The sequence below is a fragment of the Micrococcus sp. IITD107 genome, assembly GCF_041927415.1.
Classification (GTDB): domain Bacteria; phylum Actinomycetota; class Actinomycetes; order Actinomycetales; family Micrococcaceae; genus Citricoccus; species Citricoccus terreus.
In genome coordinates this window covers 166,551-179,312 of record NZ_JBHFFN010000005.1, presented here as the reverse complement: position 1 = coordinate 179,312, position 12,762 = coordinate 166,551, and the positions used below count along the sequence as shown (strand labels likewise).

Sequence of the window (12,762 nt, the reverse complement as noted above, 5' to 3'; positions counted from 1 at the left end):
TCAGGCCTCCCCGCCGAGGACCTGCAGCAGCTCCTGGACCACCGAGTCCTTCAGCGCCCCGCGCCGGCCGGCACGGAGCGCGGTGACCCGCGCCATCTGCTGGTAGGCGAGGCGGACGTCGTCGGGAAGGCCGTCCTGCACCAGTTCGGAGAGCACGTCCAGGTGACGACGCACCGTGCCCACATCACCCCGAGCCACCGGTCCGGTCAGGGCCGAATCGCCGTTGACCAGTGAGTTCTCCAGGGCGGCGTGCATCAGCGGGGAGAGCATGCGGTCGGGCTGTTCCACGCCGATCGACTCCAGCAGCTGGCGGGACTGCGCTGTCAGGGTGACCAGGTGGTTCGAGGCGTGCGCCAGGGCGGCGTGATAGGTCCCGCGGTCGGCCTCGGCGATGACCACCGGCTCCCCGCCCATCTCCACCACCAGCGCCTGTGCCACCGGCAGCACGATCCCGTCCGCGCTCACCCCGAACATGCAGTCCTTGAGCCGGGCCAGATCCAGACTCAGTCCGGTGAACGTCATGGCGGGGTGGATGGCCAACGGGATGGCCCCGGAGGCGCGCGCAGGATCCAGCACGGAGGTGCCGTAGCGGCCGGAGGTGTGCACCAGCAGATGCCCGGCCTGCAGGTGACCGGCGGTGGCCAGACCGGAGACGAGATCGGGCAGGACGTCGTCCGGGACGGCCAGCAGCACCAGTTCGGAGCGGCGCAGGATCTCGGGGATCTCCAGGATCGGCACGTCCGGCAGCAGGGCCTCGGCGCGGGTGCGGGAGGCCTCCGAGACGGCGTGGACACCCGTCACCACGTGGCCGGCGTTGCGCAGGGCGGCGCCCAGCACGGCACCGACCTTGCCTGCGCCGATCACGCCGACGCCGAGACGGCCAGGGCGCTGGTCCGGGGTGGAGGTCATCGGGCGGGCTCCTGAGGTGGGGACGGGGCTGCATCCACAGCCACGGCGGACGGGCGTTCGTCGGAGAGCTCCTCGACCTTCTCCACGGCCTCCACGGTGCGCCGTTCGAACCGGGCCCGCTCCTCCGGGCGCATCCACTGGTTGCGGTCGCTCAACCGGCGCGAGACCGCGGCAATGGCCGACTCCTGCTCGAACAGCTCCAGCGCCACCGAGACATCCGCGTGCCGCAGGCCGGGCGTGACCGGACCCATGGTGGAGTGCAGGTTGAGGTCGGCCAGACCGAGCCGACGCTCCAAGGGCCCCTGCTCCACGGACAGCGACTGCACACGCTCGTGCGGCATCAGCGTCAGCCGGCGGGTCAGCCTGCCCCCGCGGATCAGCATCATGGTCTGCGTGCTGCGCACGGCGTTGCGCCGCCAGGTCAGCGGATCCACCCAGCGGGCGCTGCGCGGGGAATGACGGTAGCCCTGGTCCTCGCCGGAGCCCACCACGCCCGTGCGGATGATCTGCGCCGCCTCCTCGCCCTCCCGCACGCCGGGATCCGGGGCCACGACGCTCAGCACGCGCAGGACGTCCTCGAACGGACCCACCGGCAGCACCAGTGACTTCTTGGCGTCCGCGGCCTCGGACAGGCTGCCGTACCCGGCCACGTTCACCACCATCCGGTGCCAGCCGAACGGACGCCACAGCAGCGGCTGGTGCACCTTGATCGCCTGGACCCGCCCCGGCGGCACGGTCTGCTGACTGGTCTCCAACAGCCCGTAGCGCAGGCGCAGCCCGTCCGACGCGGTGGCCACGGTGAAGTTGTACCCGGAGTTGAACTGCGACCACACGGCACCCACCGAGGAGATCGCGACCGGGATCGAGCCCAGCAGCACGCCGCGCGTGGCCTCCGGGGGCAGCTCCTGACCGTTGAACCACCAGATCACGCCCAGCACCACGCCCAGGGGGAGCACCGCGACCACCAGCGTGGTCATGCCGGTGCCCAGCAGCACCGAGCCGATCAGCCGTCCGGCAGGGACCTTGAGCATCACCTGCTCCGGCGCCTCGGGCAGGCCGGAGCGGCCCTTGCCCACCTGCCCGACGACGGCCCCGGCGCCTTCCAGCGCCAGGTCCCGGCCGTCGTCGGGATGGGGGTGTCCGGAAGGATCCGCAGGATCTGACGGGCCCGCGACGGCGCGGGCCTGGGGATCTGCGGCCACGTCAGGGTCCACTCCGGACTGGATGCCGGAGGCGCGGCCCATGATCTCCCGGCGCAGGGCCTCGGCCTCGTCGCGCTTGATGAACTCCAGTGCCATGGCCGAGGAGCCGCCGTCGGCCGCCTCGAGCTTCAGCTCCGCCAGGCCCACGATCCTCGCGAGCAGTGGTTGGCGCAGGTCCACCGCCTGCACGCGGTCCAGCCGGACCTCGCGGCGCTGGCGGAAGATGATGCCGGTGTGCAGCTGGACGGTCTCCGGGGTGAGGCGGTAGCGGGTGAACCGCCAAGAGAGGAAGAAGGCGATGAGAGCGAGCACGAAGATGCCGCCGAAGATCGCCAGGGAGATGCCCAGACCCCGGGCGGCGCGGAACTGTCCACCCTCGAACAGCACCTGCACGACGTCTTCACCGGCGGACTGGATGAAGAAGAAGAGCAGACCGGCCAGCACCAACCAGCCGCGCACCAGGGGACTGATGGGATGGACCCGGTGCCATGCGCCGTCGGCGGTCTGGGCGGTCTGGACGCCATGCGTCCCGTGGGTGCTCTGCATCGGCCCTGGTCCCGGGGCGGGGTGCGGGGCGCTCACAGTCCGGCCAGACGGGTCTGGCCGCGGGCCACCAGCTCCTCCCGGAGGCGGTCGGCCTCCGCGGCGGGGATGCCGGGCAGGGTGGCGTCGGTGGCGGCAGAGGCGGTCTGGAACTCCAGGGTGCGGATGCCGAAACGGCGCTGGACCGGCCCGTCCTTGACATCCAGGTACTGCAGACGGCCGTACGGCACGGCCATCACGCGGCGGAACCAGAGCCCGGAGCGCAGCAGGAGGTCGTCCTCACGCTCGGCGTAGCCCAGGGCACGGACGCGGCGCGGGATCAGGGCCAGGTTGACCAGAAACATCGCCAGCACCACGGCCGGAACGCCCCACGCCAGCCAGGCGGGGTACCCCGACCAGGGACCGAGCAGGTGCAGCACGAGCGGCACGGAGAACAGGGCGGTCCAGATGACCGTGTTGATGATGGCGCTGATGAAGCGTGCGGGAATCAGCTTCGGGGAGACCGGAGTCCACTGCACCCCGTGCAGCTCGATCCCCTGCCCTGCCGCATCAGCTTCGCGTGCGTCTGGTGTGCGGTCCATAGTGCTCATGTCCGTGGTCCCCTTCCCGTCCGTAGGCCGGCCCCTGGTCGGTGCGCGGCATGCCCTGGCGCGGCGTCCCGTTCACACCGTTGCCTCCCCCGGTCCCGTCCTCCGGGGGGATGCGGCAGAACTGCTCCACCACGTATCCCAGGATGACCAGCACGAGTCCGGCGATCACCATGACCCAGGCGTCGTTCGTGGTGCGGCTGCCCGGCCCGGTGGCGCCCAGCAGATGCACCAGCACTCCGGCGTGCCACCCGGCGATCAGTGATCCAGCGTAGGCCCCGGCCTGAGCCAGGACCAAAGTGCGTGCGGCCGCCAGCGGGTCCATCCGTGCCCCCGCCGGGCGATCCTGGTCACGGCGGACCCGCAGGCCCAGCACCAGCACGATCAGCCCCACCGCGGCCAGGGTGATGACCGAGGGCAGGCCCAGCACGGGGGCGCTCAGTCCGGCACCGGCGGTGATCAGGGTGGCGCACCAGCCCAGCACTCCGGCCGCGCCCAGGATGATCAGCAGCCACAGGGGGCGAATGGTGTTCATCGGCTCTCCTCCCGGCGCACGGTGCCCGCGTCCGCCGCCTGGTCAGCCAGCTCGGCCACACGTGCTCCCTCCAGCATGGCCTCGGGGTCCAGCCAGGACCAGGGCGCGAGCACGAACGCCCGTTCACGGGCGCGGGGATGAGGCAGGGTCAGCTCCGGGTGCTCGCTGCGCAGCTGCCCGTAGGCGATCACGTCCACGTCCAGGGTCCGCGGCCCCCACCGCACGTCCCGGGTCCGGTGGTGGGCCTGCTCCACCGCCTGGCAGGCGGCCAGCAGGGCGCGAGGTGAGAGGGTGGTGGACACGGTGAGCACCTGGTTCAGGTAGTCCGGCTGACCGGCAGGCCCCCCGACGGCGGCCGTCACCGCACGCAGTGAGGTTCCGGTCAGCGTGATCCCGGGAGTGTCCGCCAGGTCCTGGACGGCCTGACTGAGCGTGGCGGCGGGATCTCCGAGGTTCGCACCCAGGGCGAGCACGGCGTGGACTGGCTGATCAGGCGCTTGGCCCAGCGCGTCGGCGGTGCCGCTCAAGTCCGGCTCCGGCGGACCGTCACCGAGACGTCGGCGAAGTCGGCGGGGATCGGCGCCTGGGGCTTGTGCACGGTGACCTCCACCGAGGCCGCCACGGGCTGCTCCTGGAGGACGGCGGTGGCGATCCGCAGGGCGACGGTCTCGATCAGGTCGACGGGATCACCGGTGACGATCCGTTCCACGGTGGCGGCCACCTCCGCGTAGTTCGCGGTGGAGGCGAGGTCGTCCTGCGACGCGGCCGGGCCGGCGTCAAGGTGGAGCAGGACATCGGTGATGAAGTCCTGTCCCTCCCGGCGCTCATGCTCGAAGACACCGTGGAATCCGCGCGCACGCAGTCCGCGCAGGGCGATGGTGTCCGGTGCGGCCTCGGTCCCGGTCATGCTCAGCCCTGCTCCGCCTGGCCGGTCCAGGCGGCTGCGGCGAGCACCGCGTCGGTCGAGGCGGGGACATCGTGCACGCGCACCGCCCAGGCACCGTGCGCGGCGCTCAGGGCCGTGACGGCGGCCGTGGCGTGGTCCCGCTCGGCCGGGGCCGGCTCCTGCCGAGCGCCACCGGGACGCTGAGTGAGCAGCGTGCCCAGGAACCGCTTGCGGGAGGCCCCGACCAGCACCGGGTGGCCCAGCTGCTGGATCTGTTCGAGCCCGCGCAGCAGCTCCCAGTTCTGCTCGCCGGTCTTGGCGAAGCCCAGTCCCGGGTCGAGGATGATCTGCTCGGGCTTCACCCCAGCGGCCAGGAACCGGTCTCGGACCTCGGTGAGCTCCGCGATCACGTCCTGCACCACGTCGTCGTAGTCGGTCAGGGAGTCCATGGTGCGGGAGTCGCCCCGGTTGTGCATCAGGATGTAGTGCGCCCCGGTGCGGGCGATCAGCTCTGGCATGGCCTCCTCGTGCTGCAACCCGGAGACGTCGTTGATGATCACCTCGCCGAGCTTCAGGGCGGCCTCGGCGGTGTCCGTGTGACGGGTGTCCAGGGAGACCACGGCGCCCGCCGTGACCAGGGCCTCGACCACGGGCAGCACTCGAGCCTGCTCGGTGGCGGAGGCGATCGGCTCAGACCCGGGACGGGTGGACTCACCGCCCACGTCGATGAGATCCGCTCCGGCGTGGTGCAGGGCCAGGCCGTGCTGGATGGCGGCCTCCTGGTCCAGGTACGCCCCGCCGTCGGAGAAGGAGTCCTCGGTGACGTTGAGGATGCCCATCACCAGGGTGCGGTCGGTGGGGAGGTCGGCCAGGGTGCGGCGCCTGACCTTGCGCACCACGGTCATCGCTCCGGTGGCCGGGCCGGTGCCCGGTCCTGCTGCCATCGAGTCCATGAGGTCTCCTTTCGAGAGGCGGTCAGCCGTTGAGGATCAGGCTCATCGCCTCGGCACGGGTGGTGGCGTCCCGCAGCTGGCCACGAACGGCGGAGGTGACGGTCTGGGCGCCGGGCTTGCGCACGCCTCGCATGGACATGCACATGTGCTCGGCCTGGATGACCACGATCGCCCCCTGGGGGTGCAGGTGGCTCATCAGCGCCTCGACGATCTCCGTGGTCAGCCGTTCCTGGACCTGCGGACGCCGGGCGTAGATCTCCACGAGCCGGGCCAGTTTGCTCAGCCCGGTCACGTGACCCTGCTTGGAGGGGATGTAGCCGATGTGCGCCCGCCCGTGGAAGGGCACCAGGTGGTGCTCACAGGTGGAGTAGAAGGGGATGTCCTTCACCAGGACCAGCTCCTCATGGGAGAGGTCGAAGGTGGTGCCCAGGACCTCAGACGGGTCCCGGTGCAGCCCGGAGAAGAACTCGGCGTAGGCCCGGGCCACCCGCGCGGGGGTGTCCCGCAGGCCCTCACGGTCCGGGTCCTCGCCGACGGCCTCGAGGATCTCGCGGACGGCAGCCTCGATCCGGGGCAGGTCGACCGGGTTCGGCGTGCTCTGGGCCGACTCGGCCTGCTCAGGTGTCTCAGCGCTCATCTGCTGCCTCTCGCCTTCTGCGTCTCATGCCCTCAGGGCAGGGTGGGGCCGGTGGACGGTCCACCCGGGGCGCCGCCGTCGCCGTCTCCGGGAAGCTGACCGCCCGGGGTGGGATCCACGGTGGGACCCAGGGAATCCGAGGTGGACTCCGGGTCCACCGGGGTCTCTGAGCCGCCTTCACCGGACTGTCCGGCCGCCAGCTGGGCGCGGCGTTCGGACGGGGAGAGCACCGGGGGGATGTCCGAGACCGGACGGTCCTCGGCGCTCAGCCATACCGGGCGGGGCTCGCGGCGGCGCACCTCGGCGAAGATCTCCGCGATCTGCTCCTGGTTCAGGGTCTCCTTCTCCAGCAGCTCATAGGCCAGACGGTCCAGGATGTCCCGGTTCTCATTGAGGATCCAGTAGGCCTCGGCATGGGCGTTGTCCAGCAGGATCCGGACCTCTTCGTCCACCAGGGCGGCGACCTGCTCGGAGTACTCCCGGCTGGAGCCCATGTCCCGTCCGACGAACGGCTCGGACCCGCCGGAGCCGAGCTTCACCGCACCGACCCGGTTGCTCATGCCGTACTCGGTCACCATCTTGTGTGCGGTGTCCGTGGCCTTGGAGATGTCATTGGAGGCGCCGGTGGAGGGGTCGTGGAAGATGATCTCCTCGGCCACGCGCCCGCCCATGGCATAGGCCAGCTGGTCCAGCAGCTCATTGCGGGTCACCGAGTACTTGTCGTCCTCCGGGACCACCATGGTGTATCCCAGGGCCCGGCCGCGCGGCAGGATGGTGATCTTGGTGACCGGAGCCGAGTTGCGCAGGCCAGCGGCCACCAGGGCGTGACCGCCCTCGTGGTAGGCGGTGACCTTGCGCTCGTGCTCCTTCATCAGGCGCGTGCGCTTCTGCGGCCCGGCCATCACGCGGTCCACGGCCTCGTCCAGAGCGCGGTCGTCGATCAGCTGCGCGTTGGAGCGGGCGGTGAGCAGTGCGGCCTCGTTCAGCACGTTGGCCAGGTCCGCGCCGGTGAACCCGGGGGTGCGCTTGGCCAGGGAGCGCAGGTCGATGCCGGGCACCATGGGCTTGCCCTGGGCGTGGACCTCGAGGATCTTGGCGCGGCCGTTCAGGTCCGGGGCCTCCACGGGGATCTGCCGGTCGAAGCGTCCTGGACGCAGCAGAGCCGGGTCCAGCACGTCCGGGCGGTTGGTGGCCGCGATCAGGATGACGTTGGTGGTGGAGTCGAAGCCGTCCATCTCCACCAGCATCTGGTTCAGGGTCTGTTCGCGCTCGTCGTTGCCGCCGCCGATGCCGGCACCGCGGTGACGTCCCACGGCGTCGATCTCGTCCACGAAGATGATGGCCGGGGCGTTGGTCTTGGCCTGCTCGAACAGGTCACGCACACGAGAGGCGCCCACACCCACGAACATCTCCACGAAGTCCGAACCGGAGATGGAGTAGAAGGGCACGCCGGCCTCACCGGCCACGGCCTTGGCCAGCAGGGTCTTGCCGGTGCCGGGAGGGCCGTACAGCAGCACGCCCTTGGGGATCTTGGCGCCCACCGCCTGGAACTTGGCCGGCTCGGCGAGGAACTCCTTGATCTCATGCAGCTCCTCCACCGCCTCTTCGGCGCCGGCCACATCCGCGAAGGTCACCTGGGGCATGTCCTTGGTGATCAGCTTGGCCCGGGACTTGCCGAACTGCATGACCTTGCCGCCGCCGCCCTGCATGCGCGAGAGCAGGAACCAGAAGAGCAGGGCGATCAGGATGAACGGGATCATGAAGCCGAGCATGGAGAGCAGCCAGTTGCTCTGCACCGGCTGGTCCGTGAAGCCGTCCAGGGAGGAGGAGTTGACCTCCTGCACCACGTCCTCGGCGCGCGCCTCGGAGAAGTAGAAGTAGACGTTCTTGCCCAGGTCCCGGCCGTCCAGTTCCAGGTCCTCCCGCAGGGTGAGGTCCACCCGCTGCTCGCCGTCCTCGATCTTGGCCTGGGACGCCTTGTCGTCCTTGAGCAGTTGGATGCCCACGTTGGTGTCCACGCGGGCGTTGCTGCCCTGGGTCAATGCGGGCACGATCAGCAGGAGCAGCAGGGAGGCGAGCACGATCCAGATGATCGGCCCCTTGAAGATCTTCTTGGCGTCCAACAGCTCTCCTGACATCACGACGCCGGCCCCTCATCCACCGACGGTCAGGCGGCACAGGGCACAGCGGTACGCGTCCACGGTACCGGCACCGTCTGAGAACTCGCTCTCCCGTTCGCGACCGGTGGACAGGACACAGCGACGCCAGGTCGTCTGCGTTCAGGCTCCGTCCGGATCTCCCAGCACGTCCTCGAGCGCGGTGCCCGCTCCGTACTGGCCGTCAGTGACCACGCTGAGCTTCCCGTTGGTCTCCAGGACCACCGCCTTGACCTGGGCCAGGTCGCCCACACCCTGCATCCGCACGGCCTGCCGCAGCTCGGACACGGTCAGCCGGTGTCGACGAAGCTCCTCCTGCCTGATGCGGCCGTCCTTCAGCAGCAGGACCGGTCGGGCGGTCAGGGCTGTCCGGGATCGAGGCCAGTGCGCTGAGACCAGAGCCACCAGGTACTGCACCCCGGCCAGGAGAGCCAGCGCCGTGGCGCCCTCGGCCAGCGAGACGTCTGAACTGACGACGACGGTGGCGAAGGTCGACCCCAGGGCGACGGTGACCACGAAGTCGAACACGTTGAGCTGGCTGAGCGTGCGCTTGCCGGACAGCCGGAGCACCACCACCAGCACGGCGTAGGCCAGTGGTCCGACCAACAGGATGCGGGCGAGGTCTGCCCAGGAATCGAACCACATGCTCTCGTCCTCCTCACCGGCTCCTCATCCACACCACCTCGTCTGAGGGCGGCCTGCCCGCCCCCGGATCAGGAGTAGACGTGCGGCGCCAGGGTGCCGATGAAGTCCAGGTTGCGGTACTTCTCGGCGAAGTCCAGGCCGTAGCCGACCACGAACTCGTTGGGGATGTCCTTGCCCACGTACTTCACGTCGATCTCGACCTTCATCGCCTCGGGCTTGCGCAGCAGCGCGCAGATCTCCACCGAGGCCGGGCCGCGGGACTCGAGGTTGGTCTTGAGCCAGGACAGGGTCAGACCGGAGTCGATGATGTCCTCCACGATCAGCACGTGGCGGCCCATCAGGTCGGTCTCGAGGTCCTTGAGGATGCGGACCACGCCGGAGGACTGGGTGCCGGAGCCGTAGGAGGAGACGGCCATGAAGTCCAGCGTGACGTGGGAGTGCATGGCCCGGGAGAGGTCGGCCATGATCATCACGGCGCCCTTGAGCACGGCCACCAGCAGGACGTCCTTGCCCTCGTAGTCGCGATCGATCTGGGCGGCCAGGCCCTGGACGGTCTCCTGGATCTGCTCCTGGGTCATGAGCACGTGGTCCAGGTCGCCGTGAACGTCCTGTGCATCCATGGGGGCTGCTCCTGCAGTGTCGAGTGGCCGCGGTGGGCCGAGGGGGACGGGGTCAGCTGGGCGCACGCTCTGTGGCCGAGCCGGGGGCGTAGAGCACCAGTCTCGCATACCCCGCAGCCCGCTCACGGTGGGCGACGACCCCACCCGGCAGCTGCACCGGACCGGCCGAGCCTCCCCCCTGCGAGCGCGCCGCGACCAGCCGATCCACGGCCTGCGCCCGCTCCCGCGTGAGGTCCCGCGCCCCACAGGCCCGGGCGGCGGAGAGGAGGACGCGCAGCCGCACGGCGGTGGGCAGGGCGGCCAGTCCCTCCAGGTCCAGGGCCAGTGAGTCCAGAGTCACACCCTCCCGACGACGGCCGGCGCCTTCCCCCTCCAGCTCACCGGGGGTGCCCCCCGGCAGGGTGAGACGGGCCAGCTCGTCCTCGGCCCACAGGTCCAGGGCCTCGGCGTCCTCGGCGGCGATCTGTGCGGTGCGAGCGAGCGCCCCCCGCAGCCCGGGCGAGAGCCCCGTCTCGGGGTCCTCGAGGGCGGGCAGGATCTGCGTGCGCACGCGCGAACGGAGGTAGGCGGAGTCGGCGTTGGCGGGGTCCTCCCACCACTGCAGTCCGGCCCAACGGCAGATCTGCTCGGTGTCCTGACGGGTCAGCTCCAGCAGCGGTCGCAGCACGGCTCCTCTGCGCTCGGGGATCCCGGCCAGGGACCGGGTGCCGGAGCCGCGGGCCAGCCCCAGGAGCACCTGTTCGGCCTGATCGTCCCGGGTGTGGGCGAGCAGGAGGGCGTCTGCACCGGACTCCACCACGGCCTGGTCGAACACCTCGTGGCGGACCCTCCGCGCGGCCGCCTCCGGACCCGCTTCAGCCCCCGGCTCGCGTCCCACGGGCACCTGGACCCGGCGCACCTGAACGTCCTCGAACCCCAATCGGCGCGCGCATGCGGCGGCACGCTGGGCCACCTGGGCCGAGTCCGGGTGCAGTCCGTGGTCCACCACCAGCGCCCCGGTGTGCAGCGGTGGAGGCATGTCCCCCGGGGACAGGGCGCAGCCGCCGGACCGTGCGTTCTCCTCGAGACGTCGGACCTCGGCGAGCGCCACCGCGAGCGCCAGGGAGTCCGCACCGCCGGAGAGCCCGACCAGCACACTCCACTGGCCGCGGATCATCTCCTGCACCGCACGCACGGCGCGCTGCAGCGGCTGCGGCCATCGGGTCGGCGGCGGCCAGAGATCCGGGCCGGACGGGGTGCTCAGGACCGACCCCGCATCCGCTCGACCCACTGCTGGGGGTGGTGCAGCTCGGTCTCGGTGGGCAGGTGCTCGGGCCCGTCCCAGACGATGTTGAACGCGTCCATCCCCATCTGCTGCACGGCGTGCTTCACGAACCGTTGGCCGTCCCGGTACTGGCGCATCTTGGCGTCCATCCCCATCAGGCGGCGCATCCACCGGTCCAGGGCCGAACGGTGGGCGGAGCGATGGTCGAAGCGCTGCCGGATGGTCTTCACGGTGGGCACCACGGAGGAGTCGATCCCGTCCATCACCACGTTGGCATGCCCCTCCAGCAGGGACATCACGGCCGTCAGGTGGGACAGGCGAGCCTTGTCCTCGGGGTCCTGGATCAGGTCCAACAGTCCCATGGAGGCGGACGGGACCTCAGCGTCACCGGAACCCGAGGCCTCAGGTGAGGGGCCGTCGTCGGGAACCTGGTGGCGGGGACTCCCCCCGGAACGGGCGCTGCCGGCCAGGGAGCGCAGCCCGGAGGTGAGGCGGTCCGGGAGGGTCTCGGCCTTGTCGAACATGCCGGAGACGAGTGCGGTGATCTCGGTGCGCAGGTGCTCGCGCAGCCAGGGGGCGGCCGCGAACTGCACGCGGTGGGTCTGCTCATGCAGGCAGACCCAGAGGCGGAAGTCCTCCGGGTCCACGTTCAGCTCCACCCGGACCTCGGCGATGTTCGGTGCCACCAGCAGCAGCCGTCCACCCTCCGGTCCCGGGGCGGTGCCGTCCGGGCCGGGCAGGGCGCAGAAGGGCTCGTACTGGCCCAGGACCTTGGAGGCCATGAACGCCAGGACGGTGCCGGCCTCCACCCCGGTGGCGGTGGTGCCCAGGGCGGTGGAGGCGCGGGCGAACTCCTCCGGGCGGGTCTGCCGCAGGTGTCCGAACGCCGGAGTGAGCAGCGTGGAGAAGGCCTGCACATTGGCCTGCGCCCAGGTGGGACGGTCCACCACGAGGACCTCGGAGTCACGCAGGTCCCGGGCGGCGTCCAGTCCGGTCAGCCGGTGCACGTGCTCCACGGAGGCGTCCGCGGCCCAGCGCAGACCGTCGGCCTCCTTGAGCGCCTGGCGGCGGGTGAACCGGGGTCCGGCGGTGCTCAGACGGGCGGCGGTGGCGGCGGCCAGGTCCCAGTTGACCAGGGACTGCGGGGCGGGGGTGGTCTGCATGACTCCATCCCACCACAGGAGTCTGGAGGTGGGGTGGGTCCGGCGTCGGTCAGAACAGCTCAGAACTGCTCAGTGCAGTTCAGCGGCCCGGCGAGGCGCCCGCGGCGTGGTCGGCGGCGGCCTGGAGCAGACCCGCCAGCTCCTCGGCCTGCACGGCCCGCGCCGTGGCCACCACCGCGCGCAGCTGGTCCGCGGTGCCCAGCATCGCCAGCTGGGAGGCCAGGGTCGCCGGGAGGCGGGGGTCGTCGTCGGGAGATCCTGACGGGGAGGACTCCCCCGCGGGCCGAACGCGCGAGACGCCCGTGGACAGCACGGGATCGGAGTCCTGCACCTGCTGGAGCACGGCGGGCAGATCGGTCTCGTCCTGGCGCTCCTCCAGCATGACCAGCCGCTCGTACACCGCCGGGTTGCCGATCTTGATCCGCTGGGCGCTGATCAGCTGGGAGAGCATGGGCGCGGAGAGTCCGAGCACGCCCGCGAGCGCCCGCTGGCTCAGCCCATAGGCCTGCATCACGGCGCCGAACCGCTCGGAGAGGGGCATGCCGTACAGGGCACGCTGCTGGTCGCGGTGGTCATCCGGGGCGGAACGCATGTCCTGATTGTGCACTTGAGTGTTTGCAGACGCAAAAGGACAGGTCATCTCTCGAGACACTCGCGGCCGA

14 protein-coding genes are annotated in these 12,762 nt (G+C 70.9%); all 14 read right to left on the bottom strand.

What is annotated here, in order from left to right; genetic code table 11:
* Entirely contained in the window at positions 1 to 909 is a 909-nt protein-coding gene (locus tag ACEXHE_RS10435) for a Rossmann-like and DUF2520 domain-containing protein (RefSeq protein WP_374785751.1), read from the bottom strand.
* Positions 906 to 2,657, bottom strand: a complete 1,752-nt coding sequence (locus tag ACEXHE_RS10430) for a PH domain-containing protein (protein ID WP_374785750.1) — start codon at positions 2,655 to 2,657, stop codon at positions 906 to 908. The genes ACEXHE_RS10435 and ACEXHE_RS10430 overlap by 4 nt, the downstream gene beginning before the upstream one ends.
* A 32-nt stretch (positions 2,658 to 2,689) precedes the next feature.
* Entirely contained in the window at positions 2,690 to 3,244 is a 555-nt protein-coding gene (locus ACEXHE_RS10425) for a PH domain-containing protein (RefSeq protein WP_374785749.1), read from the bottom strand.
* Positions 3,204 to 3,776: a DUF3180 domain-containing protein gene (locus tag ACEXHE_RS10420; RefSeq protein ID WP_091698769.1), complete on the bottom strand. Its 573-nt coding sequence runs from the start codon at positions 3,774 to 3,776 to the stop codon at positions 3,204 to 3,206. The genes ACEXHE_RS10425 and ACEXHE_RS10420 overlap by 41 nt, the downstream gene beginning before the upstream one ends.
* Positions 3,773 to 4,303 carry a 2-amino-4-hydroxy-6-hydroxymethyldihydropteridine diphosphokinase gene (gene folK / locus ACEXHE_RS10415; RefSeq protein WP_374785748.1) on the bottom strand — a complete coding sequence of 177 codons (531 nt, stop codon included), beginning with the start codon at positions 4,301 to 4,303 and terminating at the stop codon, positions 3,773 to 3,775. The genes ACEXHE_RS10420 and folK overlap by 4 nt, the downstream gene beginning before the upstream one ends.
* Entirely contained in the window at positions 4,300 to 4,683 is a 384-nt protein-coding gene (folB, locus tag ACEXHE_RS10410; protein WP_091698773.1) for a dihydroneopterin aldolase, read from the bottom strand. Before folB ends, folK begins: the two co-directional genes overlap by 4 nt.
* Positions 4,684 to 4,685: 2 nt before the next feature.
* A complete protein-coding gene (gene folP, locus ACEXHE_RS10405) occupies positions 4,686 to 5,615 on the bottom strand; it encodes a dihydropteroate synthase (RefSeq protein ID WP_374785747.1) in 930 nt (309 codons plus the stop codon).
* 22 nt (positions 5,616 to 5,637) lie between these two features.
* Entirely contained in the window at positions 5,638 to 6,252 is a 615-nt protein-coding gene (gene folE / locus ACEXHE_RS10400; protein WP_091698775.1) for a GTP cyclohydrolase I FolE, read from the bottom strand.
* Between the two features lie 32 nt (positions 6,253 to 6,284).
* Positions 6,285 to 8,390 (bottom strand): ATP-dependent zinc metalloprotease FtsH, encoded by a 2,106-nt coding sequence (gene ftsH / locus ACEXHE_RS10395; RefSeq protein WP_374785746.1) that lies wholly within the window; start codon positions 8,388 to 8,390, stop codon positions 6,285 to 6,287.
* Between the two features lie 141 nt (positions 8,391 to 8,531).
* On the bottom strand, positions 8,532 to 9,053 hold the full coding sequence (locus tag ACEXHE_RS10390; RefSeq protein WP_374785745.1) for a DUF421 domain-containing protein: 522 nt from the start codon (positions 9,051 to 9,053) through the stop codon (positions 8,532 to 8,534).
* 68 nt (positions 9,054 to 9,121) lie between these two features.
* On the bottom strand, positions 9,122 to 9,673 hold the full coding sequence (hpt, locus tag ACEXHE_RS10385) for a hypoxanthine phosphoribosyltransferase (RefSeq protein ID WP_356969217.1): 552 nt from the start codon (positions 9,671 to 9,673) through the stop codon (positions 9,122 to 9,124).
* A 52-nt stretch (positions 9,674 to 9,725) separates the two neighbouring features.
* Entirely contained in the window at positions 9,726 to 10,829 is a 1,104-nt protein-coding gene (gene tilS / locus ACEXHE_RS10380) for a tRNA lysidine(34) synthetase TilS (RefSeq protein WP_374785744.1), read from the bottom strand.
* An 83-nt stretch (positions 10,830 to 10,912) separates the two neighbouring features.
* Complete coding sequence (locus ACEXHE_RS10375; protein WP_091698783.1) at positions 10,913 to 12,100, bottom strand: zinc-dependent metalloprotease; 1,188 nt, start codon at positions 12,098 to 12,100, stop codon at positions 10,913 to 10,915.
* A gap of 79 nt (positions 12,101 to 12,179) precedes the next feature.
* Positions 12,180 to 12,692 carry a DNA-binding protein gene (locus tag ACEXHE_RS10370; protein ID WP_374785743.1) on the bottom strand — a complete coding sequence of 171 codons (513 nt, stop codon included), beginning with the start codon at positions 12,690 to 12,692 and terminating at the stop codon, positions 12,180 to 12,182.
* Positions 12,693 to 12,762: the final 70 nt, after the last annotated feature.

Excerpts from the sequence above, each read along its gene's own strand:
- ACEXHE_RS10435 (WP_374785751.1), bottom strand. The coding sequence starts at position 909 with ATGACCTCCACCCCGGACCAGCGCCCTGGCCGTCTCGGCGTCGGCGTG.
- ACEXHE_RS10430 (WP_374785750.1), bottom strand. The coding sequence starts at position 2,657 with ATGCAGAGCACCCACGGGACGCATGGCGTCCAGACCGCCCAGACCGCC.
- ACEXHE_RS10425 (WP_374785749.1), bottom strand. The coding sequence starts at position 3,244 with ATGAGCACTATGGACCGCACACCAGACGCACGCGAAGCTGATGCGGCA.
- ACEXHE_RS10420 (WP_091698769.1), bottom strand. The coding sequence starts at position 3,776 with ATGAACACCATTCGCCCCCTGTGGCTGCTGATCATCCTGGGCGCGGCC.
- folB (WP_091698773.1), bottom strand. The coding sequence starts at position 4,683 with ATGACCGGGACCGAGGCCGCACCGGACACCATCGCCCTGCGCGGACTG.
- folP (WP_374785747.1), bottom strand. The coding sequence starts at position 5,615 with ATGGACTCGATGGCAGCAGGACCGGGCACCGGCCCGGCCACCGGAGCG.
- folE (WP_091698775.1), bottom strand. The coding sequence starts at position 6,252 with ATGAGCGCTGAGACACCTGAGCAGGCCGAGTCGGCCCAGAGCACGCCG.
- ftsH (WP_374785746.1), bottom strand. The coding sequence starts at position 8,390 with ATGTCAGGAGAGCTGTTGGACGCCAAGAAGATCTTCAAGGGGCCGATC.
- ACEXHE_RS10390 (WP_374785745.1), bottom strand. The coding sequence starts at position 9,053 with ATGTGGTTCGATTCCTGGGCAGACCTCGCCCGCATCCTGTTGGTCGGA.
- hpt (WP_356969217.1), bottom strand. The coding sequence starts at position 9,673 with ATGGATGCACAGGACGTTCACGGCGACCTGGACCACGTGCTCATGACC.
- tilS (WP_374785744.1), bottom strand. The coding sequence starts at position 10,829 with ATGATCCGCGGCCAGTGGAGTGTGCTGGTCGGGCTCTCCGGCGGTGCG.
- ACEXHE_RS10375 (WP_091698783.1), bottom strand. The coding sequence starts at position 12,100 with ATGCAGACCACCCCCGCCCCGCAGTCCCTGGTCAACTGGGACCTGGCC.
- ACEXHE_RS10370 (WP_374785743.1), bottom strand. The coding sequence starts at position 12,692 with ATGCGTTCCGCCCCGGATGACCACCGCGACCAGCAGCGTGCCCTGTAC.